This is a genomic window from Nocardia spumae (genome assembly GCF_020733635.1).
GTDB classification, from domain to species: domain Bacteria; phylum Actinomycetota; class Actinomycetes; order Mycobacteriales; family Mycobacteriaceae; genus Nocardia; species Nocardia spumae.
Genome location: NZ_JAJFZL010000001.1, coordinates 3630436 through 3654426 on the forward strand (window position 1 = coordinate 3630436; position 23991 = coordinate 3654426).

The window sequence follows — 23991 nt, forward strand, 5'->3', positions numbered from 1 at the left end:
CGGCGCACGGCCGACGCGGTATCCGTTCCTCCCTAAATACATCGGTAGCCGACAGTTAGCGACTACGGTGCGAGTGTTCGTGTGACGGGGTGAAACGATCGCGCCACGCCGCGGTCGGGGCGAGAGGCGGGCAGATGGCACGTACCGCACGCGGAGACGGTGCAGCACTGGATTCGGAGCTGACGGCGGCGCTGATCCGCACTCGGCGATTCTTCACCCGCGCCACCGTGTCCTCGGATCTGCGCACCGAATACGTCCGCGGGGGCCGCCAGGCCGACGAGTTCTATCGGGATCGCTGGGCCCACGACAAGGTGGTGCGCTCCACCCACGGCGTCAACTGCACGGGATCGTGTTCGTGGAAGGTGTATGTCAAAGACGGCATCATCACCTGGGAGACCCAGGCCACCGACTATCCCTCGGTCGGTCCGGACCGGCCGGAGTACGAGCCCCGCGGCTGCCCTCGCGGCGCGGCCTTCTCCTGGTACACCTACTCTCCGACCCGCATCCGGTATCCGTACATCCGCGGCGTGCTGCTCGAGATGTATCGAGAAGCCAAGGCGCGCACCGGAGATCCGGTCACCGCGTGGGAGTCGATCGTCTCCGATCCGGAGTCGGCGCGGCGCTACAAGCGCGCCCGCGGACGCGGTGGCCTGGTCCGTGCGGGCTGGGAGGAGGCGGTGGAACTGATCGCCGCCGCCCACGTGCACACCATCAAAGCCTATGGACCGGACCGGGTCGCGGGATTCTCGCCGATTCCGGCCATGTCGATGGTCTCGTTCGCCGCCGGCTCCCGCTTCATCTCACTGATCGGCGGATCGATGCTGTCGTTCTACGACTTCTACGCCGATCTGCCGGTCGCCTCGCCGCAGGTCTTCGGCGATCAAACCGATGTGCCCGAATCCGGAGACTGGTGGGACGCGGGCTATCTGATGATGTGGGGGTCCAACGTCCCGGTCACCCGCACCCCCGACGCCCACTGGATGACCGAGGCCCGCTATCGCGGGCAGAAGGTGATCGCGATAGCGCCGGACTACGCCGACAACGTCAAATTCGCCGACGAATGGCTCGCCCCGCGCCCGGGCACCGATGCCGCGCTGGCCGTGGCGATGGGACATGTGATCCTGCGGGAATTCTTCGTCGACCGGCAGGTGCCCTACTTCGAGGACTATGTGCGGCGCTTCACCGACCTGCCGTTCCTGGTGCGGCTGGAGCAGACCGCCGGCGGATTCCGGCCGGGCAAATTCCTCACCGCCGCCGATCTGGACCAGTTCGCCGATACCGAGCACGCCGCATTCAAGACCGTCCTGCTCGACGCGCACGCAGCACCGGTGCTGCCCAACGGCTCTCTGGGATTCCGCTACGGCGACGAGGGCGCGGGCCGGTGGAATCTGGAATTGGACGGGGTCGAGCCGATGCTGTCGGCCGCCGGGGCCGATGCGGTGGTGGTGGAACTACCGCGCTTCGACACCGCCGACGGCGCGGCCGGCACCGTACGCCGCGGGGTACCGGTGCGAACGGTCGGCGGGCACCTGGTCACCACTGTCTTCGATCTGATGCTGGCCCGCTACGGTGTGCGCCGCGACGGCATGCCCGGGGAGTGGCCCACCGGCTACGACGATGCCGGCCGGCCCGGCACCCCGGCCTGGCAGGAGACCATCACCGGTGTCCCCGCCGCGATCGCCGCGCGGATCGGACGCGAATTCGCCGCGAATGCCGAACAGACACAGGGCCGTTCGATGATTATCCTCGGCGCCGGGACCAATCACTGGTTTCACTCCGACACCATGTACCGCGCATTCCTGGCCCTGACCACGCTCACCGGCTGTCAGGGCCGCAACGGCGGCGGCTGGGCCCACTATGTCGGGCAGGAGAAGTGCCGGCCGGTGACCGGCTGGGCGACGGTGGCCAACGCGCTGGACTGGACCCGCCCGCCGCGTCAGATGAATCAGACGGTGTACTGGTATCTGCACACCGACCAGTTCCGCTACGACCCGTTCAGCGCCGACGCGCTCACCACGACCACCGGCCCGGGGGAGCTGTCCGGACGCAGCACCGCCGATCTGATCGCGCAGGCCGCGCGGATGGGCTGGACCCCGTCGTATCCGACATTCGATCGCAATCCGCTCGACCTGGCCGACGAGGCACAGCAAGCGGGACTGAGTCCCGCGGAACATATCGTGGCGCAACTGAAGTCGGGGACGTTGCGGTTCGCGTGCGAGGACCCCGACGATCCCGGGAACTGGCCGCGAGTGCTGTCGATCTGGCGCTCGAATCTGCTCGGGTCCTCGGCGAAGGGTAACGAGTACTTCCTGCGTCACCTGCTGGGCGCGGACTCGTCGCTGCGGGCCCAGCAGTGCCCACCGCACAACCGCCCCCGCGAGGTGGTCTGGCACGAGGAGGCGCCGACCGGCAAGCTGGATCTGCTGCTGACCCTCGACTTCCGGATGACCAGTACCACCATGTTCTCCGATGTGGTGCTGCCGGCGGCGACCTGGTACGAGAAATACGATCTGTCCTCGACCGATATGCACCCGTTCGTGCATTCGTTCAGTCCGGCGATCGCGCCGCCGTGGCAGACCCGCACCGACTGGGACGCATTCTCGAGCATCGGCGCCGAATTCAGCCGCCTGGCCCGCAGGCACCTGGGTGTGCGTACCGATATCGTGGCCACCGCCCTGCTGCACGACACCCCGGACGAACTGGCCACTCCGCACGGTGTGGTGCGGGACTGGAAAACGGGTGCGTGCGAACCGGTTCCAGGATCGACCATGCCCCGGCTCACGGTAGTGGAACGCGACTACGGCGCGGTCCGCGCGAAGATGGGCGCGCTGGGCCCGGTCGTGGACCGGCTCGGGGCCGCGACCAAGGGGGTCACCTTCGACGTCGGCGCCGAGGTGGCGGAGCTGGGCGCGCGCAACGGGCTCGTACACGGTGGTCCGGCGGCCGGACGGCCCAGCCTCGAGCGCGATATCGACGCGTGCGAGGCCATCCTCGCGCTCTCGGGCACCACCAACGGCCGCCTCGCCGTCCAGGGTTTCCGGACCCTCGAACGTCGGACCGGTACCCGGCTGGCGGATCTGGCCGCCGAACACGAGGGTAAACGCATCACCTTCGCCGATACCCAGGTCGCGCCGGTTCCGGTCATCACCTCACCGGAATGGTCGGGATCCGAAAGCGGCGGGCGCCGGTATTCCCCGTTCACCGTCAATGTCGAACGTGCGAAACCGTGGCACACCCTCACCGGGCGCCAGCATTTCTATCTCGATCACGACTGGATGGCCGAGGTCGGCGAACAGCTGCCGATCTTCCGGCCCCCGCTGGATATGTCGGCGCTGTTCGCCGAACCCCGGCCGGGTCAGCGCGACGGAAACGGGCTGGCGCTGCGATATCTGACCCCGCATTCGAAATGGTCGATTCATTCCGAATACCAGGACAACCTGCTGATGCTGAGCCTGTCGCGTGGCGGGCCCACGATCTGGCTGTCCGATCGCGACGCCGCGAAAATCGGTGTGCGCGACAACGAATGGATCGAGGCGGTCAACCGCAACGGGGTGGTCGTGGCCCGGGCGGTAGTCTCACATCGCATGCCGGAAGGCACGGTCTACATGAACCATGCCCAGGACCGGCTCATCGACGTGCCGCTGGCGGAGACCTCGGGCAAACGCGGTGGAATTCACAATTCACTGACCCGGTTGCTGATCAAACCGACCCATCTGATCGGCGGTTACGCCCAATTGTCGTTCGCCTTCAACTATCTCGGCCCGACCGGTAATCAACGTGACGAGGTGACCGTGATCCGCCGTCGCGGTCAGGAGGTGACCTACCGATGAGGCCTATGGCGCAGCTGGCGATGGTGATGAACCTCGACAAATGCATCGGCTGCCACACCTGTTCGGTGACCTGCAAACAGACGTGGACCAACCGCGCGGGCGTCGAATACGTCTGGTTCAACAATGTGGAAACCCGCCCCGGGCAGGGCTATCCGCGCACCTACGAGAATCAGCGACGCTGGAAGGGCGGCTGGATTCTCGACCGTAAGGGCCGACTGCGGTTGCGCCGCGGCGGCCGCATGCGGACGCTGTTCACGATCTTCGACAACCCCACCCTGCCCGAACTCTCGGACTACTACGAGCCCTGGACCTACGACTACGACACGCTGACCACCGCGCCGCTGCAGAAACATACGCCCGTGGCCCGGCCGCGCTCGCTGATCACCGGGCGCGATACCGCTATCACCTGGTCGGCCAACTGGGACGACAATCTCGGCGGGGCGCCGGAACTGGCCGCCGCGGATCCGCTGCTGGAGAAGGTCGGCGACAAGGTCAAGTTCGAATTCGAGCAGACCTTCATGTTCTATCTGCCGCGTATCTGCGAGCACTGCCTCAATCCGGCCTGCATGGCGGCCTGCCCCTCGGGCGCCATCTACAAGCGCGCCGAGGACGGCATCGTGCTGGTGGACCAGGACCGCTGCCGCGGCTGGCGCATGTGCGTGTCGGGATGTCCCTACAAGAAGGTGTATTTCAACCATCGCACCGGCAAAGCCGAGAAATGCACCTTCTGTTTCCCGCGGCTCGAGGTCGGGCTGCCGACCGTGTGCGCGGAAACCTGTGTGGGCCGGCTCCGCTATATCGGGGTGATGCTCTACGACGCCGATACCGTCGGCGATATCGCGGCCACTCCCGACGAGCACGACCTGTTCGCCGCGCAGCGCGACGCCTTTCTCGATCCGTTCGATCCACAGGTCGTCGCGGCATGCGAACGGGCCGGGGTTCCACGCGATTGGGTCCAGGCCGCGCAGCGCTCACCGGTGTACGCGCTGATTCGTACCTTCGGCGTTGCGCTGCCGCTGCATCCGGAATACCGCACCGTGCCGATGGTGTGGTACATCCCGCCCTTGTCGCCCGTGGTGGACGCCCTGCGTGACACCGGCCACGACGCCGAGGAACACGGCAATCTGTTCGCCGCGATCGAGGCCTTGCGGATTCCGGTGGACTATCTGGCGCAGCTGTTCACCGCGGGTGACACCGCGCCGGTCGAGGCGGTGCTGCGGCGAATGGCCGCGATGCGCAGCTACATGCGCGATATCAATCTCGGCCGGGCGCCGCGGCCGGAGATTCCCGAGGCGGTCGGCATGTCCGAAGAACAGCTCTACGACATGTACCGGCTCCTGGCGCTGGCGAAATACGAAGAGCGCTACGTCGTTCCCGCCGCCCACGCCGAACAGGCCCACGGCCTCGAGGAATTGGCCACCGAATGCGATCTCGATCGCGACGGCGGGCCCGGTATGGGTGGCTGGGGTCCGTTCGGGGAGAGTTCCGGCGGGCCGACCCCGGTGGCGGTGGAGAACTTCCGCATGTTGCGGGACCGCCAGACCGCGGACACCTCCACCTCCGCGGCGCCGCGGGTGAATCTGCTGAATTGGGACGGCCGCGGCCGTCCGGACGGGCTACTCCCCGCACGACGCGTGGGAAGGCACCGCCGATGACCCGGACCGATATTCGCCGCGCGGCCTGGCAGACCCAATCACTGCTGCTGAATTATCCCGATGCGGCGCTGCTGACTTCGCTGCCGCTGCTCGAACGCGCCACCGCGGCACTTCCGCTGGCAGTCGGTGCACCGTTGCGTCCGCTGCTGTCGCACCTGGCGAGCACTCCACAGGTACGACTGGCCTCGGAATACGTCGACACCTTCGACCACCGCAAGCGATTCAGCCCCTATCTGACCTACTTCTCGCACGGCGACACCCGCGCACGCGGTATGGCGCTGCTGCGACTCAAACAGCTCTATCGCGGTGCGGGCTGGCAACTCGACGACGGCGAACTGCCCGATCATCTGGCGGTAGTTCTGGAATTCGCGGCGACCGAACCGGAGCGCGGACTGCGGGTGCTGACCGACTACCGCGCCGGTGTCGAGGTAATGCGTTCGGCACTGCGCGAATCGGGTTCGCCATGGGCCGGGGTGCTGGACTCGGTCTCGGCGACATTGCCCGCGCTGCGCGGATCCGACAGCGACGCGGTGGCCCGGTTGATCGCCGCCGGACCGCCCGGGGAGGAGGTCGGCACCGAACCGTTCGCGCCGCCGGCTCACATGCCGAGACCGATCGGAGACCGCCGATGACCGTGAGCGCATCCGATGTGCTGCTGTGGGTGGCGGTGCCGTATGCGGCGCCGGCCATCTGCGTGGTGGGCCTGATCTGGCGCTATCGCTACGACAAATACGGTTGGACCACCCGTTCGTCACAGCTGTACGAGAACCGGCTGCTGCGATTGGGCAGCCCCCTGTTCCATTACGGCATCGTGTTCGTCTTCGCAGGCCATGTGCTGGGGCTGGTGATCCCCGCATCGTGGACCGAAGCGCTCGGCATCAGCGAAAGCGCCTATCACGCCGTCTCGTTCAGCTTGGGCGTTCTGGCCGGCGGCGCGACCGTGGCCGGCCTGATCATCCTGATCTATCGTCGCCGTACCGTCGGCTCGGTGTTCTCGGCTACTACCCGCAACGACAAAGTCATGTACGTCCTGCTGGGGCTGACTCTGGCGCTGGGCCTGGCGGCGACGCTGTACGGCAACCTCACCGGGCACCCGCACAACTATCGAGAAGATATCTCGCCCTGGTTCCGGTCGCTGTTCTACCTCGACCCGCATCCGGAATTGATGGCCGGTGCTCCACTAGGGTTTCGGCTGCACGTTCTGTCGGCCTGTGTGCTGTTCGCGTTCTGGCCGTTCAGCCGGCTGGTGCATGTGTTCTCGGCACCGCTGGGCTACATCACGCGCCCGTATCTGGTGTATCGCAGCCGAGACGCCGCCCTGGGTGCGCATCGGCATCCACGCGGCTGGGAGCGGGTGCAGTAATCGGGTGCGGCCGGGTTGTCTCGGTCAGTGATCGCAGCACGACCGGCGCGCCGTGGGCGGGCACATTGGTGATGTTGCGGATGCGGCCACGTTCGCGCGGACGCACCGGGGCCAATTCGAAACGCCCGAGCACCTCGGCGAGTACGGTCGTCCCTTCCATGAGGGAGAAGCCGGCGCCGATGCACCGGCGCACACCGCCACCGAACGGGAGCCAGGTGTTGGCGGCGACGCTGCCGTCGAGGAAGCGTTCGGGACGGAATCGCTCCGGTTCGGGATGATTGCCCGCGTCGGCGTGGGCCAGCACGATCGATGTCTGTACGACGGTGCCGCGGGGGAGCCGATAGCCACCCACCATCATCTCCCGGGTCAACCGGCGCACGGTGCCGCCGATGACCGGATGGCGGCGCATGGCCTCCTTCAGGACGGCTTCGAGATATTTGTCGTCGCCCTCGGCGGCAGCCCGGCGCGCGCGCCGCTGCACCTCGGGGTGCGTGGACAACTCGTACATCGTCCACGACAGCGCGGAGGCGGTGGTCTCGTGCCCGGCCAGCAGCAGGGTCACCAACTGATCGCGCAGTTCGGCATCGGACAGCGGAGCATCCCCGGTATCGGTGCCCACCGCCAGTAGCCGTGACAGCACATCGGCGCGTTCGCCCGGATTCGGATGGGCGCGCCGCCGCGCGATCTCGTCGTAGAGCAGGGTGTCGATCGCGGCCTGATTGTCGGCGAAGCGCTTCCACGAGCCGAAACGTTGCAGCGACTGCCATTTCGAGCCGAGATAGATCAGCGGGCCGATATCGACCAGACGCCGCAGCCGCGGTGCCAGCTCCTCGCGGCCGCGCTGTTCGCTGACACCGAAGACGACCTGCGTGATCACATCGAGGGTCAGCGCGTTCATCCGGTCCAGGGTGGTGAGGGTGGTGCCGGGTTCCCACCGGTCGACGTGCTGCTGGGCGATCGTCTCGATCATGCCGCGATAGCCGCGCAGGGAGGAGCCGGTGAACGCGGGCATCAGCAGCCGCCGGGCCCGGGCATGCTCGCCCTCGTCGGTCAGCAGCAGCGAATGCTGTCCCATGATCGGCCCGAGCACCCGGTTGCCCTCACCGGCGTGCAGATCCGCGGGATCACCGGCGAAGATCTCGCGAATGTGGTCCGGGCGGGAGAACACCACCAGATGTTCGGCATACGGTGCGATCATGCGCATGGTGTAGACGTCGCCGTAGCGGCGGGCGGTGACACCGGCGAACCAGGCGCGCCACTTGGCGTGCAACAGGGTCTGCACCACCCTCGGCAGCCGGGGACCCGGCGGATACGCAGCGGTCATGGCCCAACCTTCCGGCGGTTCGCTGGCGGCGCGAGATCCGCTATCTCCCTACCGTAACCGGGTCCCCGCGGCCCGACCACCGGCGCCGGGACCGCTGGGACGGCGGCTCGATAGCCGGTCGATGACCGGCCGAGGTTGCGAAATTGCGCGATCGTGGCCGAAACGACCCATATCATCGGGCTATGCCCACCTTCCGAGTGGCCGGACGTACCGATGTCTTCGCTGGTGATGCATGGCAGATGGCCTGTGCGATCGGCTGCGCCTCGATCGGCGCGGGAGTCGTCCTGCTCGTGTGGCCCGATAAGTCCGTTCGAATAACGGACCTGTTGCTCGGAATCGCCCTACTGTTGACGGCGGCATGGCAGTTCACAGTCGCGTTTCGCGCCCGCATCCGCGGGTGGCTCAAAGCGCTGGAATTCCTCAGCGCGCTGCTGTCGGTATTGCTGGCACTGTGGTGTATGCGCAGCGACGATTCGGTCGCGCTGCTCGCGATGTGGATCGGGATGGCCTGGATGATTCGCGGCATCGTGCAGGCGATCGTCGCGTCCTGGTCGGCCGATCTGCCCAGATCCGGCCGCCGGGAAGGGTACGGGCTGGCGACCCTGCTGGCGGGGCTGATCGTGCTGATCTGGCCGATCGACACCATCGCGGCGTTGTCGATCCTGGTCGGGGTCTGCCTGATCCTGCTGGGCGTCATGGAGATCCGGCTCGCCACCCGCATCCGGCGTCCCGTCACCGGCGGCGACCAGGCAGGTGTCCGGGCGCTGCTGGGGCCACGTGCCGACACACCCGCGCGGCTCGCTGACTAGGGTCGCGGAATGGCTGTCGTTCACCGCACTACGCTGCGTCCGGGCAAACTCGATCTGCTGACCACCTGGCTGCCGACCCGGCAATGGTTCACCGGGACGACACCTCAGCTGCACCGGGGCGGCGGATTCCGGCTCGACGACCCCGCCGGCGAGGTGGGGATCGAATGCATGATCGTCATCGATACCGCCGATCCGGCGCGGCCCGCCTACCACGTCCCGCTGACCTATCGGGGTGCGCCGCTGCCCGGGGCGGAGGCCGCGCTGGTCGGCACCTCCGAGCACGGCGTGCTGGGACGGCGCTGGATCTACGACGCCGCCGCCGACCCGGTCGCGGTCGCGCAGTTCACCGCACTGCTCACCGGCGCGGCCACGGCGCAGGACCAGGATCTCAGCGATACTCCGGCGCGGACCGTCGAATTGGTGACCGCCGATCCGCAGGTGTCGCTGTCGGTGCGCGTCCATCGCACTCCGGCCGCGGCGCCCGAATCCCGGCGCGGCTGGGCGCTTTCGAGCTGGACCGATGCGGAGGGCGCCCCGGCACGAGGCATCGTGCTGGAGGCGAGGGAGAACCCTGCGCCGACGAGTGCCGGCGAGGAATCCGGGAGGAGTTGATGGGATGATCGGCGGGAGGATCCGCGGGTACCTACACCGAGCCGCCGCTGTGACGGCAGCGAGCGCGGCCTGCGGCACGGTCCTGGGCGGTTGCTCGCAGACCGATTCGGGCCCCGCCTCATCCACCGAATCGGCCACCACGACGACTGCCGCACAACCACATTCGGTGACCGCGTCCGCCGCGAGCCCGGCACCGACGACCACGTCGGAGGCGCCGACCGCAGCCTGCGGGCCCGGACAGCTCGATCTCGGCGCGCAGACCATGTCGCCGGGCATGATGCACCGCGGCGTAGCCCTGACTTTCACCCTTGCCGCCGACACACCACCCTGCACGATCGGCGGCTACCCGGGCGTCGATACGGACGAGGGCGGGCCGGTACTCCACGCCGAACGCACCCCGCGCGGATATATGGGCGGGCTCCCACAAGGCGACGACGCCCCGCCGGTCGTGACGGTGCTACCCGGCCGACCAGCCCGCGCCGTCGTCGAGGGGTCGGCCATGGGCCCCGCCGGTGAGGACTGCCCGCTGTATACGAGTCTGGTTGTGACGGTACCGAATTCGACCGAGACCCGCACCGTGCACACCACCATCGACACCTGCGCGTTGCAGGTGCATCCGGTGACCGGCTGATCGCCGGCGCGATCAGCGAGGAAACTCCTACCTGGTTCGAATCCTTTCTCGGGCGGGGACGCTCTCATGGTTGTGCGTCCGGCGCACCACAGCGTCGATCCCGGTCCATCACACAACCACAAGGAGCCCGCATGTCCGCTCTCCACCGGCCGCAACCGAGCCCAGCAACGCCAGATACAGGGCCGTTGCACGAGCCTCGGTGGTACGGCTCGCGACGCCGGATGCCGGCCCTGGCCGTCATGGCGGCGCTGGCGATCAGCACCCTGTCGATTGCCCCCGGCCCCGCAGCCGCCGACGCTGGGGCCGGTCAGCCCGCCCCCGCTACCGACATCGCATCGCATCGGATCGCATCGACAACAGTCGCCGACGCCGACCGGTTGTCGTCGTTGACAGCACCCACCAATGTCGTCACCGTCGCGGGGCTACCGATCGCCTACCGCAGCTTCGGACACGGACCAACCCTGGTCTTGACCTCATGCCTCGGATTCAGCATGGACGACTGGGACCCTGCGCTGCTCGACCGCCTGGCAGCGACCAACCACGTTGTCATCTTCGACTCCGACGGCGTGGGACGGACCCCGGCCAGCTCGTCGCCCGTCGTGACGGTTCCACAACTGTCCGATCAGGCCGCTGGTCTGATCCGAGCTCTCCACCTGGACCGCCCCACCATCGTGGGCTATTCCCTCGGAGGATTCGTCGCGCAACGGGCGGCTGTTGACCACCCCGATGAGGTTGGCGCCCTGATCCTGATGGGTACCGGCCCCGGCGGATTTCAGCAGGTACTGCCCGATCTGCCCAGTCTGGTACGAGGGCTGCCCGCGTTCGACCCGCTTGCATCCGCCGAACAGGTCATTCCGCTGTACTTCAGCGGCCACCCCGACGCGCTGGACGCGTGGCGCCAACGAACAGCATTGCGGCCCAACAGGGTCGGGGTGAACCTGACTGGCCTCAATCGTCAACGCGCTGCAATGACCGACTGGCTCGCCAACCCCACCACCAATGTCGTCGGCCTCCTGCCCACCCTGCGGCTGCCCACCCTCATCCTGGGCGCCGAAAACGACGAACAAGAACCCCCGGCCAACGCCATCGTGCTCCATCACTACACTCATGGTTCGGAATTGCGAATCTACCCCGGGCTCGGTCACGCGTTCCCCTTCGAAGCGCCGGACCGCGTTGCCGACGACATCGCCCGATTCACTCGGTAGAGCAGATACCGGGAATGTCGGGTCTATCTCGGGTGTCGGGCCGGCCGTCGGCGAAGATTGCGTCCACGATCGCCGATTCTGGAGTCGAACGATCCACCCCCCAGCGTGATCTCGACGACGTCGTGCCGAGCGACAGGCACACAGTTCACCGCTGCCTCGGATCCGTGGTGGAAAGCTGCTTCTCGCCCAACAGGCCGGTGCCGCCAGGGATCTGCGTGTCGTGTCCGTCGGCGTAGTGTTCGGCGACGGCGGCGAAGGCTGCTTTGGGTTCCCAGCCCATGTCAGGGTAGGTGCGGCCGTAGCGGCCCTCCAGCACCTTGACGATGCCTAGGCTGGCGAGGTCGAGGTCGTCGCGGGGATCACCGTTGGGGCGGTGTGGGTGACTGTGCAACGCGAAGAGGAACACGAAAGTACTGTCGACACCTTCGGTGTCGAAGATCTCCAGCAACTCCCGCAGGTAGGTGGCTTGACCCGCCTCGTCGCGGGCGTACTCCCCGTTCAGGCGGATCGGCGCGCCGGCGATGTCGTATTCGACGATCTCGTTGCTGCGTGGTGCCACATCGGCCGCGCCGCGCCAGGTGGCCGTGCCGAATCCGGTGACCGCTAACGGTTTTCCCTGCGCGACCAGATCGCGAACGCCCGCACGGAACTGATCGGCCACCTCGGCGGAGCGGATGAGTTCGATCGACATGATGTCGAATGGTGTCCAGTCGATTCGCTCGAACGGTATGGCGCAATAGGTGAGTCGGCCTCCGAAATGCTCGCGCACCACGGTGACGGCCTTGCCGAGGAAATCGTCGAGCCGAGCGACCAGTTCGCCGACTCGCTCGTTGCGGGCGTGAGGATTTCCGAGCAGGGACTCGAGCCGCTCCCAGACGGTGTCGCCGGGCAGGAATTCCGGGTTCATCAGACTCAACTCGACGCCGGTGACGAACACGACCTCGGCCCCCGTCTGCCGCAGCCGCTCGGCCCGCCGCGCACACTCGGCGAACAGGGACAGGATCTGCGTATTCGTCAGTTCCAGGGGGTAGGGCGTGAACCACACCTCGAGCCCCAGTTCGGCGGCGCACCGGGCCGCCAGTTCCAGCCGGTCGGCATCACCGCCGACGATCTGAACGGCATTGCAGTGCAGATCATTTCGAATGATGGTCAGCTCCCGCCGGACGATCTCGGGGGCGAATTCCTTCCGTGAGGTCTGGCCGCTCGAGAGGAAACCGGTGTCATAGGTCATCCCTTTGCCGCGCATAGGTGTGGTCCTTTCCGTCGATCAGGTTCGGTCGACGCCACACTAACCACCAATATGCGTGCACGCAATATTTCGCATACGCATCTTTCTGTGGCACGATTGGATCGTGACAACAAGGTCGGCGGGATTGCGCGAGCGAAAGAAGCAGGCCACTCGCGAGGCACTGCGGGAAGCGGCGCTGCGACTTGCCCTGGAACACGGACCGGACCACGTGCGGGTCGAGGACATCGCCGAGGCAGCCGGTGTCTCACCACGGACCTACAACAACTATTTCTCCAGCCGCGAGCAGGCGATCGTCGCCGCCATCACCGCCGAGCGAGAGGCGCGAGTCGCATCGGCGGTAACGGCTCAGCCTACGGAGATTCGCCTCGCCGACGCCGTCATCGAGGCGATCCTGGCGCAATACGCCGACCCGGATGAATGCCGTCGCGACGCTTTGGGGCTGATCACCACACATCCGGCACTGCGTGCGGTGTTCCTCGGCGCCACCGACACGATCTCGAAACCCCTCGCCGTCGCGATCGCCGAGCGCCTCGGCGATCGCGACGAACTCACTGCCAGTGTGCTCGCGGCAAGCGTGGGCGCCGCCATCCGCGTCGGACTCGAACAATGGCTGCAGCCGCCGGCAGGCGTGCCCGACACCGCAGGCTTCGTCGTCGTGTCCGGCTCGCTGCCCGACCTGCTTCGCGCCGCGCTCGCCCCACTCGTACCGGCATTCGACGCAGCAGAGAAGGGGCCGCGAGCTCAACCCGCACATCGGTGAGGGGCCTTTCCGCCCCGGATGATGGTCTATTCATCGGGGGTATCGCCGGATCCTGCCAGGCAGCGATCCCGCTGCGGCACAATGCGACTCGGCCCTGTTGTCCAGAGCGTGGCGGAGAGGTGGGCCGATGGTGGCGAACGTGATGGCTAGGCGATATCCGCACGATTTTCGGCCGATACTGTGGCGACCCCGTCAGGGCAACGCCAGCACCCGGCACGGGCCGCCGGTGCCGCCGACGTGCGCGGGCGCGCCGACGACGACGCTCGCGCCGGTCGGCGGAACCGCGCCCAGATTGGCCAGCATCTCCACGCCGTAGCGCCCGGCCCCGAGAAAGGCGGTGTGCGCACCGTATTCACGATCCGAGCCCGGATCCAGGCTCAGCGTATCCACGCCGGCGCCGACGATATCGCGCTGCGCCACCAGGTATTCCGCGGCATCGGTGGCGAATCCGGGCGCATGCGGGGTCCCTTGGCTGTCGAGATTGACGAAGGCCGAGGGCACCGCGAGCCGATGCTCCCATCCGGAATACATAGCGACGAAGGCGCGTTCGGGAATGCGGCCGTAGATCCGTTCGAACGCGTCGATATCGTCGATGGTCACCGTGGCGTCGACGTGGAAGGCGGCCTTCGCGCTGATATCGATGACGATCAGCGGTGCGACCAGATCGGTCGCCGACGGCGTATCGACCGACACCCCGCCCGGCACTCGATGCAGCGGCGCATCGAGATGCGTTCCGGTGTGCTCCCACAGCGCTATCGCGTTCTGATCGAATCCGCCCAGCACATGTCCGGCCACCGGGACCATCGCGAACGGCGGATTACCCGGCCACACGGGAGTATCGGGTCCCAGCGGATGGGTCAGATCGACCACCGATCCGCCGCGGCCGGCTGAGGCCATCGCGAGCGCCGCGAGACCGGCGGCGCCGAGTAGGGCGCGGCGTGGCGGGCGCGGCGTGAGATCGGCGCCGTCGTGGGCGAGTTGGACAATGCGAGGTGCGCACATATGCCCCGCAGCTTAACCGCTGCCGCACCGGCGGCGGCAGGTCACTCCAGATCGTAGGCGGTCGGATGCCGCGGTTCGTACAGGCCGATGTCCGCGGCGCCCGGGACAGCGAGAGTGATCAGGCGTCCCCACCGCTGTTCGGTGATCTCACTGGTGAATTCGACGCCCTTGGCTCGCAGATCCGCGACCGTGGCCGTCAGATCGTCGCACATCAAATACAGCTCCAGCATTCCACCCGCGGCCACGGGAGCGGGGTGCACGGCGAGTTCGGCCGGCGGCGACCGGAAGATCGGCCACCCGTGGCCGGCATCGACATGGGGCAGACCGAGCACATCGCGCAGGAAAGCACGGGCGCGATCGGCGTCGGCCGCGTACATGATGGTATGCGCACCGATGATCATGCGCCCAAGCTATCAGTGCACTACGGTTTGCGGGCCAGAGCGCACGAAATCAGCTGTTCCCACAGGGTGAGCTCACGGACGGCGGGACCGATGCGCGAGACCGTCTCGTCGGGCTCGGCGGGCCGCCAGCGAGCGCAGATCTCCAGACCCGGCTCGAGCACCTCGAGGTCGCCGAACAGACCGAGGATCTCCTCGTCCGAACGCCAGCGCCCACGGCCGAAGGTGGCCTGCAACTTGCCCTCCGCGGCCTGGGTCTCCTCGTTGAAACCGGTGCGGAAGTGCGAGATGTACACCTGCGAATCCGACGGAATCCGGTCGGCCCACCACGCCACCAGATCGGCGGGATTCTCGTCGTCGTTGAGGTGATGCAGGATCGCGCTGAACAGCACCGCGACCGGTTGATCGAAATCGATGAGCGCGCGCAGATCCGGGTTGGAGAAGATCGAGTCCGGCTCGCGCAGATCGGCATGCAGCACCGTGGTGTTCTCGTCCTCGGACAGCAGCGCGCGGCTGTGGGCCAGCACGATCGGATCGTTGTCCACGTACACCACCCGGGGGCTGTCGAGATGACGCTGCGCCACCTGATGGACGTTGTCGACGGTCGGCAGACCGCTGCCCATATCGATGAACTGCCGCACACCGGAGCCGGCGATATCACCGACCGCTCGGATCATGGCCTGCCGGTTGGCGTAGGCGATCGCCACCGATCCCGGCAGGTCCTTGATGAAGAAGTCCCCGACCTCCCGGTCGACCGCATAGTTGTCGCGGCCGCCCAGCAGGTAGTCGTAGACGCGGGCGATGCTGGGCTTGGACTGATCCACCTGGGCGGCGCTGTCGGTCATGACACCTGTTCCTGTGCGCGGGGTTGTGGTGCGGCCGATCCTAGAGGGGCCGTTGGCGTTGCGGAACATCGTTGCCGAGAACCCTTGCGGGCGCGCCGGTTACCGTCGTCATCCGCTCACGAAGCCCACCGCGTTGCGAGCCAGATCCAGCAGCGGCTGAGGGACGATACCCAGGGCCAGGGTCACCGCGCCGGTGAACGCGATGACGACCGTCGTGACCGGTGCGGTGATCACGACCGGCGGCGCGTCCGGCGGGTCGGTGAAGAACATCTGCACGATGACCCGGATGTAGAAGAACGCCGCGATGGCGCTGGAGATCACACCGACGATCACCAGCACCGCCGCGTCGGCGCCCGCGGCCGCCGCGAACACCGCGAATTTGCTGATGAACCCGCTCGTCAACGGAATACCCGCGAAGGACAGCAGAAACAACGCGAAAACCGTGGCCAGCCACGGAGATCGGCGGCCGAGCCCCGCCCAGGCCGACAACGCGGTCGCCTCGTCGCCCACCCGGTCCCGGACCAGGGTGACCACCGCGAACGCGCCCACGGTGCTGACGCCGTAGGCGGCCAGATAGAACAGCACCGACGACACACCGTCGGCGTCGGCCGCCACCAGCGCCGTGAGGATGAAGCCGGCATGTGCGATGGAGGAGTAGGCCAGCATCCGTTTCACATCGGTCTGCGTGACGGCCAGCACGGCGCCGAGCACCATCGTGGCGATCGATACCGCGGCGAGGATCGGACGCCAATCCGCACTCAGTCCCGGGACCGCGACCTGCAGAACGCGCAGCAGCGCACCGACCGCGGCGATCTTGGTGGCGGCCGCCATGAACGCGGTCACGGCCGTCGGCGCGCCCTGATACACATCGGGCACCCACGACTGGAACGGCACGGCGCCGATCTTGAACAGCAATCCGACCGCCAGCATGGCGACGCCCAGCACCGCAAGGGTTTTCGAGCCGGAATCCCGGGCCACCGCCGCGGCGATACCGGAGAACCGGACGGTACCGGCATATCCGTACAGCAGCGCCATCCCGTACAGGAAGAAGGCAGAGGCGAAAGCGCCCAGCAGGAAGTACTTCATCGCCGATTCCTGCGAGAGCAACCGCCGCCGGCGGGCGAGTCCGCACAGCAGATACAGCGGCAGCGACAGCACCTCGAGGGCGACGAACATCGACAGCAGATCGTTGGAGGCCGGGAACAGCAGCATGCCGCCCACCGCGAACAGTGTGAGCGGAAAGACCTCGGTGGTGGTGATTCCGGCTCGGGCCGCGGCGATCTCGTCCGAACTACCGGGAACCGCGGCGGCCTGCGGGGTGAACGCATCGATGACCACCGCACCCGAGGCCGTCGCCGCGGCGCGGCTCCAGGTGCCCGGCCCCTCGCGGCCGGCCCGCGCCATGCGCGCCTCGATACCGCGCTCGGCCATCAGCGCGACCGCCAGGATCGCGACCACGAGGATGGTGCCCTGCAGCATGAGTGTCACGTTGTCGATCGCGACGGCGCCCACCGCGACGGTGGCATGGGTGCCGGCCAGCGCGATCACCGCGGCCAAGGCGGCCGCCAGGCCGCCGAGGGCGAGCACCAGATGCAGCCGGTAGCGCCAGGATCGGGGCAGGAACGCCTCGACGAGCACTCCGGCGACCGCGGCACCGAAGACGATCAGCATCGGTGACAGCGCGTGATATTCGATCGAGGGAGCCGGAACCGTCGCGGCCAGAAGCTGATTCACCTGTGGTTACCTCCACTCGAAGTGGTCGCGGCCGGGACGGTCGCCGCATCCGGTGTCACGGTGGCCGCCGGATCGTGTTTGCCGATCGTGGTCAAGGTGCCGGCCACCGCGGGATTGATGCGATCCAGCACCGGTTTCGGGTAGGCGCCCAGTACCAGCAGAGCCAGCAGCAGCGGCACCACGACCACCAATTCGCGCGGCAGCAGATCAGGCAGTCGCTCGACCCCCTTGCGCACCGGGCCGGTCATCATCCGCTGGTACAGCCACAGCACGTACAGTGCCGCCAGCACCAGAGCGCCGGTAGCGCAGACGGCGGCGACCGGATATCTGGTGAAAGTGCCGACCAGGACCAGGAATTCGCTGACGAACGGTGCCAGGCCGGGCAGCGACAGGGTGGCCAGACCCGCGATGAGGAAGGTGCCGGCCAGCACCGGCGCCACCTTCTGCACGCCGCCGAATTCGGCGATGACCCGGGTGCCGCGGCGCGAGACCAGGAATCCGGCGATGAGGAACAGGGCGGCGGTCGAGATGCCGTGATTGACCATATAAAGCGTCGCACCGGAGCCGCCCTGGTTCGTCATCGCGAAGATGCCGAGGATGATGAACCCGAAATGCGAGATGGAGGTGTAGGCGATCAGGCGCATGACATCGGTCTGACCGATGGCCAGCAGCGCACCGTAGAGGATTCCGATCACCGCGAGCACGCTGATCAGGGGCGCGTAAGTGGTGGAGGCCGTCGGGAACAGCAGCAGGCAGTAGCGCAGCATGCCGAAGGTGCCGACCTTGTCCACCACGGCCATCATCAGCACCGCGCTGGCCGGAGTCGCCGAGACCGCGGCGCCGGGCAGCCAGGTGTGCAGCGGCCACAGCGGCGCCTTCACCGCGAAGGCGAACATGAATCCCAGGAACAACGCGTTGAGCACCGCGGGGCCCGCTCCGAGCTGACCCGAATTCGCCGCGAGCATCACCGCCCGGAAATCGAAGGTGCCGCCACCGTCGCCACCGAGCTGCTGTCGGGCGGTGAGGACGTACAGCCCGATCACCGCGGCCAGCATGATCAGTCCGCCGAACAGGTTGTACAACAGGAACTTCACCGCGGCGCGCGAACGCTGCTGGCGCAGGGCGAGTTCGGACTCCGCGGACTGCCCCTCCACCGTGCGCGGCCCGAATCCGCCGATCAGGAAGTACATCGGGATCAGCATGACTTCGAAGAACACGTAGAACAGCAGGATGTCGAGTGAGACGAACGAGATCAGCACCATCGCCTCGACGATCAGCGTCAGCGCCACGTAGATGTGCGCGACGCGGCGTCCGGTACCGGCCTCGCGCTCATCCTTCCAGCCGGCGAGGATCAGCAGCGGCACCAGTGCCGCGGTGAGCAACACCAGCACCAATGCGATACCGTCCACGCCGAGGGTGTACCCGGCCCCGAAAGCCGGTATCCAGCGGTGTGATTCGATCAGCTGATACTGCGAGCCGGCGGGATCGAACCGGACCGCCACCACGATCCCTATCGCGAGGGTGGCCAGGGCGAACACCAGACCGGTCACCCGTGCCAGGGTGCGCTGCGCGGCCGGGACCGCGAGCACGACGACGGCACCGACGAGGGGCAGTACCCACAGCGTGGTCAGCCAGGGAAACTCCGTCACAGCAACCTCACCGCCAGCAGGGCCGCGACCACCAGGGCCGCGCCGGTGAACATGGACAGGGCGTACGAGCGCACGAAACCGGTTTGCACACGGCGGATTCGCGCCGACAGACCGCCGATCACCGCCGCGGTCGTATTCACGACGCCGTCGATTCCGCGGTTGTCGAGGAATACCAGCGACCGGGTGAGATACGTGCCCGGTCGCATGAACGCGGCCTCGTTGAACGCGTCACCGTACAGATCGCGGCGGGCCGCCACAGTCAACGGTGTCACCTCGGCGGGGGCGGTCCGAGGTACCGGCCGCCGCGCGTACAGGCGGTAGGCGATGGCGACGCCCACGGCGACGACCACGAGGGCGGCTACGGTGACCGCCCATGCCGGAATATCGCTTTCCCCGTGTCCGGTCCCGACGACCGGTGCGAGCCAGTTCTGCAGCGAGGAGCCGAAGACGAAGATGCCGCCGGAGAACACCGATCCCAGCGCGAGCACGATCATCGGCCCGGTCATCGAGGCGGGCGCCTCGTGTGGATGCGGCGCGGCTCCGGAATCATCGGCGGCCCAGCGCTTGTCACCGAAGAACGTCAGCAGGACCACGCGGGTCATGTAGAAGGCGGTGATACCGGCGCCGAGCAGGGCCGCGGCGCCGAGCGTCATCCCGGTGGCGCCGCCGTAGCCGAACGCGGCCTCGATGATGCGGTCCTTGGAGAAGAAGCCGGCGAAGGGCGGGACGCCGATGATCGCCAGATAACCGAGTCCGAAGGTGGCGAAGGTGATCGGCAGATACTTCCGCAGTCCGCCGTAGCGGCGCATGTCGGTTTCGTCGTTCATCGCGTGCATGACCGATCCGGCACCGAGGAACAGCCCGGCCTTGAAGAAGCCGTGGGTGAGCAGATGCATGATCGCCACCGCGTAACCGGCCGGTCCCAGACCGGCGGCCAGCACCATGTAGCCGATCTGGCTCATGGTGGAGGCGGCGAGCGCCTTCTTGATGTCGTCCTTCGCGCAACCGACCACGGCGCCGAACAGCAGGGTGACCGCGCCGACGATCAGGACGCCGGCCCGCGCGTCCGGGGCGGCGTCGAAGATCGGGTTCGAGCGAGCGATCAGGTACACGCCGGCGGTGACCATGGTGGCCGCGTGGATCAGCGCCGACACCGGGGTGGGGCCCTCCATCGCGTCACCGAGCCACGACTGCAGTGGCACCTGAGCCGACTTACCGCAGGCGCCGAGCAGCAACAGCAGGCCCAGTGCGGTGAGCGTGCCCTCGCCCGTCTGCGGAACACCGGCGAAAACCTGCCCGAAATCGACCGAGCCGAAGGTGGCGAACATGATGAACAGCGCGATCGCCAAACCCATATCGCCGACCCGGTTCACGATGAACGCCTTCTTCGCCGCGGCGGCGGCGCTGGGCTTCTCGTGCCAGAATCCGATCAGCAGATACGAGGCCAGACCGACGCCTTCCCAGCCGAGGTAGAGCACCAGGTAGTTGTCGGCCATGACCAGCACGAGCATCGCGGCGAGAAACAGGTTGAGGTAGGCGAAGAATCGCCGTCGCGCCGGATCGTGGGCCATATAGCCCACCGAGTAGATGTGGATCAGCGATCCGACCCCGGTGATCAGCAGCACGAAGCACATCGTCAGCTGATCGAGCTGCAGGGCGAACTGCGCCTGCAGACCGGCCACCGGCACCCAGTCGAAGAAGTTGTGAGCGATCGGACGGTCCGGTCCCGAACGCCCGAGCATCGCCACGAACGCCCACACCGCGACGCCGAAGGAGGCCAGCGCCGCGGCACATCCCAGCCAGTGTCCCCAGCGGTTGCTCCTGTGTCCCGCCAGCAGCAGGATCAGTGCGCCGACGGCGGGGAGGGCCGGCGGCAACCAGAGCAGATTTCCGGTACCCACGTCAGTACTTCAGCAGGTTGGCGTCGTCGACCGAGGTCGAGCGGCGGGTGCGGAAGATGGTCATGATGATCGCGAGCCCGACGACCACCTCGGCGGCGGCGACCACCATCGTGAAGAAGGCGAACACCTGCCCGTCGAGATCGTGGTGCCGGCGGGCGAAGGTGACGAAGGCGAGGTTGACGGCATTGAGCATCAACTCGACGCACATGAAGACCACGATCGCGTTGCGCCGCACCAGGACCCCGGCCGCGCCGATGGTGAACAGCAGGGCGGACAGATACAGGTAGTTGTCCGGATTCACCGCGGAGCCTTTCTCTCAGCCGTGCGTGGACGGGGAATCGTTATCGGCGGGGGCGGCGGGAGCGGTGTCGGAACCGTTGTCGCCGTCGCCGTTTCGCATGCCGATCACCGCGGATTCGGTGTGCGCGCGTTGCAGGCGATGCCGCAGGATGGTGCTGACCGACTCTTCGGCGAAGGAGCCGTCGGGCAGCCGGGCCGGTACATCGACCGCGTTGTGGCGGGCATAGACGCCGGGCGTGGGCAGCGGGGTGATCCGGTGTCCCTCGCGCAAGCGCCGCTGGGACTGCTCGCGCTGGCCGGTGCGCGGGCCGAATCGCTCACGGTGTGCGAGCACCATCGCGCCGATGGTCGCGGTGATCAGCAGGGCGCCGGTCAGTTCGAAGGCCCACACGTAGCGGATGAACAGCAGATCGGCCAGGGCGGAAATCGGATCCGCACCGAATCCGGGTCCGGTGGCCGCGACCGAATCCTCTCGCACGCCACGGGCGATCGCGGCGATCAGCAGCAGTCCGAAACCGATCCCGACCACGATCGCCGCGAGGCGATGCCCGCGCAGCGTCTCTCGCAGCGATTCGGCCGAATCGACGCCGACGAGCATGAGGACGAACAGGAACAGCATCATGACCGCGCCCGTGTACACGACGATCTGCACCACTCCCAGGAACAGCGCGTCCTGGGCGATGTAGAACACCGAGAGCGTGATCATGGTGGCGGCCAGGCACAGTGCCGAATGCACGGCCTTGCGCGCGCACACCATGCCCAGCGCACCGGCCACCGCGACGACGGCGAGCACCCAGAACAGCACCGCCTCACCGGTGGAGGTCCGGGTGACCGCTTCGGCGGCGAGGATGTTCGTGGCGGAATACATCACGCGCCTCCCTGTGCGCCGGCGGCGGCCGGTGCCTTGCCGGTGTCCTCGGCCGCGGCGCCCTCGGTGTCCGGTCCGGTGTCGCGGTCGGTGCCGGATGCGGCGGGAACGGCGCCGCGGTAGTAGTCCTCCTCGGTGGAGCCGGGGTAGGCGGCGTGCGGAGGTGCGAGCATGCCGTCGCCCAGTGGTGCCAGCAGACGGTCCTTCTCGTAGATCAGATCCGCGCGGTTGTCGTCGGCGAGCTCGTATTCGTTGGTCATCGTCAGGGCACGGGTGGGGCAGGCCTCGATGCACAGGCCACAGCCGATACAGCGCAGATAGTTGATCTGGTAGACCCGGCCGTAGCGTTCACCGGGGGAGTAGCGCTCGGTCTCGGAGTTGTCCGCGCCTTCGACGTAGATCGCGTCCGCCGGGCAGGCCCACGCGCACAGTTCGCAGCCGATGCACTTCTCCAGTCCGTCCGGATGACGGTTGAGTTGGTGGCGGCCGTGGTAGCGGGGCGCGGTGGGCACCTTCTGCTCGGGATAGAACTCGGTGTTCTTCTTCTTGAATATCGTGGCGAAGGTGACCCAGAATCCGGCGAGCGGATCCAGGAGACCGGGTTCGGCGGCGGCCCGGGCCGGAACGTCGGGTATCGGAGGCACGGGGAAGTCCGAGAATTGTTGCGATTCCTGCGTTTTCGGCACGACACGCTTGTCACGGGCGTGTCCGGCGCGCAACATCAGTGCGACGAGGCCGACGGAGATGACCACTCCCGCGACCACCAGGCCGGTGGTCTGCACGTTGTGGCCGTTGTCCTGCACCACCTTCAGCGTGGCCACGATCATCACCCACAGCAGGGAGACCGGGATCAGCAGCTTCCAGCCCAGATTCATGAACTGGTCGTAGCGCAGCCGCGGCAGAGTGCCGCGCAACCAGATGAACACGAACAGGAACGTCCACACCTTGAGCGTGAACCACAGCAGCGGCCACCAGCCCGAATTCGCTCCGTCCCACAGGTTGACCGGGAAGGGTGCGTGCCAGCCGCCGAAGAACAGGGTGGTCGCCAGTGCCGAGACGGTGCCCATATTGATGTACTCGGCCATCATGAACATCGCGAATTTCAGCGACGAGTACTCGGTGTGGAACCCGCCCACGAGTTCGCCCTCGGCCTCGGGCAGATCGAACGGCGCGCGGTTGGTTTCGCCGACCATCGACACCGCGTAGACCAGGAACGACGGCAGCAGCAGCCACACATTCCAGGTGCCCCACTGCTGTGCGACGATGCCGGAGGTCGACATGGTGCCGGCCAGCAGGAATACCGCGGCGAAACAGGCCGCCATCGCGATCTCGTAGGAGATCACCTGGGCGGTGGACCGCAGCCCGCCGAGCAGGGGGTAGGTGGAGCCGGACGACCAGCCGGCCAGCACGATGCCGTACACGCCGATGGAGGCCATCGCGAGGATGTAGAGCACCCCGACGGGCATATCGGTGAGTTGCAGCGGTGTCCGGGTGCCGAAGATCGATACCTCGGGCCCGAGCGGGATCACCGCGAACGCCATCACCGCCGGGATGAGGGCGACGATCGGGGCGAGGATGTAGATCGGCTTGTCGACCATCGCCGGGACGATGTCCTCCTTGAGGAGCATCTTGACGCCGTCGGCGATCGACTGCAGCGATCCGCGGGGTCCGACCCGGTTGGGGCCGACCCGCATCTGCATCCACGCCACGACCTTGCGTTCGATGACCACTCCGAGTAGCGGGATGAGCAGCAGGAAGACGAAGATGCCGATGGATTTGACGACGACGAGCCACAGCGGATCGTGGCCGAAGGCGGACAGATCGGCGGGGGCGGCGAGGGTTACCGCCGACGACAT

20 protein-coding genes are annotated in these 23991 nt (G+C 67.3%); 9 read left to right on the top strand and 11 right to left on the bottom strand.

Annotated features, from left to right (window positions below; translation table 11 throughout):
- The first annotated feature begins 134 nt into the window (after nucleotides 1–134).
- Genes LKD76_RS16265 through narI form a run of 4 tightly spaced genes read left to right on the top strand, consistent with a single transcriptional unit; the run spans nucleotide 135 to nucleotide 6848 of the window.
- Nucleotides 135–3830 (top strand): nitrate reductase subunit alpha, encoded by a 3696-nt coding sequence (locus LKD76_RS16265; protein ID WP_227982172.1) that lies wholly within the window; start codon nucleotides 135–137, stop codon nucleotides 3828–3830.
- Nucleotides 3827–5485, top strand: coding sequence for a nitrate reductase subunit beta (gene narH, locus LKD76_RS16270; RefSeq protein ID WP_227982173.1), 1659 nt, complete (start codon nucleotides 3827–3829; stop codon nucleotides 5483–5485). The genes LKD76_RS16265 and narH overlap by 4 nt, the downstream gene beginning before the upstream one ends.
- Nucleotides 5482–6117: a nitrate reductase molybdenum cofactor assembly chaperone gene (gene narJ / locus LKD76_RS16275; RefSeq protein WP_227982174.1), complete on the top strand. Its 636-nt coding sequence runs from the start codon at nucleotides 5482–5484 to the stop codon at nucleotides 6115–6117. The genes narH and narJ overlap by 4 nt, the downstream gene beginning before the upstream one ends.
- A 2-nt stretch (nucleotides 6118–6119) precedes the next feature.
- A complete protein-coding gene (gene narI / locus LKD76_RS16280) occupies nucleotides 6120–6848 on the top strand; it encodes a respiratory nitrate reductase subunit gamma (protein WP_372465988.1) in 729 nt (242 codons plus the stop codon).
- Here the strand turns inward: narI and LKD76_RS16285 are convergent.
- Nucleotides 6763–8172, bottom strand: coding sequence for a cytochrome P450 (locus LKD76_RS16285; RefSeq protein WP_227982176.1), 1410 nt, complete (start codon nucleotides 8170–8172; stop codon nucleotides 6763–6765). The two genes, narI and LKD76_RS16285, sit on opposite strands and share 86 nt — an antisense overlap.
- A 182-nt stretch (nucleotides 8173–8354) precedes the next feature.
- On the opposite strand from LKD76_RS16285, the gene LKD76_RS16290 reads away from it, so the two are divergent.
- The 4 genes from LKD76_RS16290 to LKD76_RS16305 all read left to right on the top strand — a co-directional run bounded on the left by LKD76_RS16290 (nucleotide 8355) and on the right by LKD76_RS16305 (nucleotide 11429).
- The gene (locus tag LKD76_RS16290; protein WP_227982177.1) at nucleotides 8355–8981 is read left to right on the top strand and encodes a DUF308 domain-containing protein; all 627 of its coding nucleotides are present in this window, start codon (nucleotides 8355–8357) and stop codon (nucleotides 8979–8981) included.
- A 9-nt stretch (nucleotides 8982–8990) separates the two neighbouring features.
- On the top strand, nucleotides 8991–9593 hold the full coding sequence (locus tag LKD76_RS16295) for a maltokinase N-terminal cap-like domain-containing protein (protein WP_227982178.1): 603 nt from the start codon (nucleotides 8991–8993) through the stop codon (nucleotides 9591–9593).
- 49 nt (nucleotides 9594–9642) lie between these two features.
- Nucleotides 9643–10224, top strand: coding sequence for a DUF4232 domain-containing protein (locus tag LKD76_RS16300; protein WP_227982179.1), 582 nt, complete (start codon nucleotides 9643–9645; stop codon nucleotides 10222–10224).
- Between the two features lie 221 nt (nucleotides 10225–10445).
- Nucleotides 10446–11429 (top strand): alpha/beta fold hydrolase, encoded by a 984-nt coding sequence (locus LKD76_RS16305; RefSeq protein ID WP_227982180.1) that lies wholly within the window; start codon nucleotides 10446–10448, stop codon nucleotides 11427–11429.
- 145 nt (nucleotides 11430–11574) lie between these two features.
- Here the strand turns inward: LKD76_RS16305 and LKD76_RS16310 are convergent, their stop codons facing one another.
- Nucleotides 11575–12675 (bottom strand): glycoside hydrolase family 113 protein, encoded by a 1101-nt coding sequence (locus LKD76_RS16310; RefSeq protein WP_227982181.1) that lies wholly within the window; start codon nucleotides 12673–12675, stop codon nucleotides 11575–11577.
- A gap of 106 nt (nucleotides 12676–12781) precedes the next feature.
- Here LKD76_RS16310 and LKD76_RS16315 point away from each other — a divergent pair, with 106 nt between their 5' ends.
- Nucleotides 12782–13438 carry a TetR/AcrR family transcriptional regulator gene (locus tag LKD76_RS16315; RefSeq protein WP_227982182.1) on the top strand — a complete coding sequence of 219 codons (657 nt, stop codon included), beginning with the start codon at nucleotides 12782–12784 and terminating at the stop codon, nucleotides 13436–13438.
- Between the two features lie 192 nt (nucleotides 13439–13630).
- Here the strand turns inward: LKD76_RS16315 and LKD76_RS16320 are convergent, their stop codons facing one another.
- The 9 genes from LKD76_RS16320 to nuoH form a co-directional block, all read right to left on the bottom strand.
- Nucleotides 13631–14440, bottom strand: a complete 810-nt coding sequence (locus LKD76_RS16320; protein WP_227982183.1) for a cyclase family protein — start codon at nucleotides 14438–14440, stop codon at nucleotides 13631–13633.
- A gap of 41 nt (nucleotides 14441–14481) precedes the next feature.
- Nucleotides 14482–14841 carry a VOC family protein gene (locus tag LKD76_RS16325; protein ID WP_227982184.1) on the bottom strand — a complete coding sequence of 120 codons (360 nt, stop codon included), beginning with the start codon at nucleotides 14839–14841 and terminating at the stop codon, nucleotides 14482–14484.
- Between the two features lie 20 nt (nucleotides 14842–14861).
- Nucleotides 14862–15683, bottom strand: coding sequence for an SAM-dependent methyltransferase (locus LKD76_RS16330; RefSeq protein WP_227982185.1), 822 nt, complete (start codon nucleotides 15681–15683; stop codon nucleotides 14862–14864).
- A gap of 108 nt (nucleotides 15684–15791) precedes the next feature.
- Nucleotides 15792–17417, bottom strand: coding sequence for an NADH-quinone oxidoreductase subunit NuoN (nuoN, locus tag LKD76_RS16335; RefSeq protein WP_227982186.1), 1626 nt, complete (start codon nucleotides 17415–17417; stop codon nucleotides 15792–15794).
- Nucleotides 17414–19066: an NADH-quinone oxidoreductase subunit M gene (locus tag LKD76_RS16340; protein ID WP_227982187.1), complete on the bottom strand. Its 1653-nt coding sequence runs from the start codon at nucleotides 19064–19066 to the stop codon at nucleotides 17414–17416. Before LKD76_RS16340 ends, nuoN begins: the two co-directional genes overlap by 4 nt.
- Entirely contained in the window at nucleotides 19063–20967 is a 1905-nt protein-coding gene (gene nuoL, locus LKD76_RS16345; protein ID WP_227982188.1) for an NADH-quinone oxidoreductase subunit L, read from the bottom strand. The genes LKD76_RS16340 and nuoL overlap by 4 nt, the downstream gene beginning before the upstream one ends.
- Nucleotide 20968: 1 nt before the next feature.
- The gene (nuoK, locus tag LKD76_RS16350; protein ID WP_227982189.1) at nucleotides 20969–21268 is read right to left on the bottom strand and encodes an NADH-quinone oxidoreductase subunit NuoK; all 300 of its coding nucleotides are present in this window, start codon (nucleotides 21266–21268) and stop codon (nucleotides 20969–20971) included.
- Between the two features lie 15 nt (nucleotides 21269–21283).
- Complete coding sequence (locus LKD76_RS16355; protein WP_227982190.1) at nucleotides 21284–22135, bottom strand: NADH-quinone oxidoreductase subunit J; 852 nt, start codon at nucleotides 22133–22135, stop codon at nucleotides 21284–21286.
- Nucleotides 22135–23991, bottom strand: coding sequence for an NADH-quinone oxidoreductase subunit NuoH (gene nuoH / locus LKD76_RS16360; RefSeq protein WP_372465989.1), 1857 nt, complete (start codon nucleotides 23989–23991; stop codon nucleotides 22135–22137). The genes LKD76_RS16355 and nuoH overlap by 1 nt, the downstream gene beginning before the upstream one ends.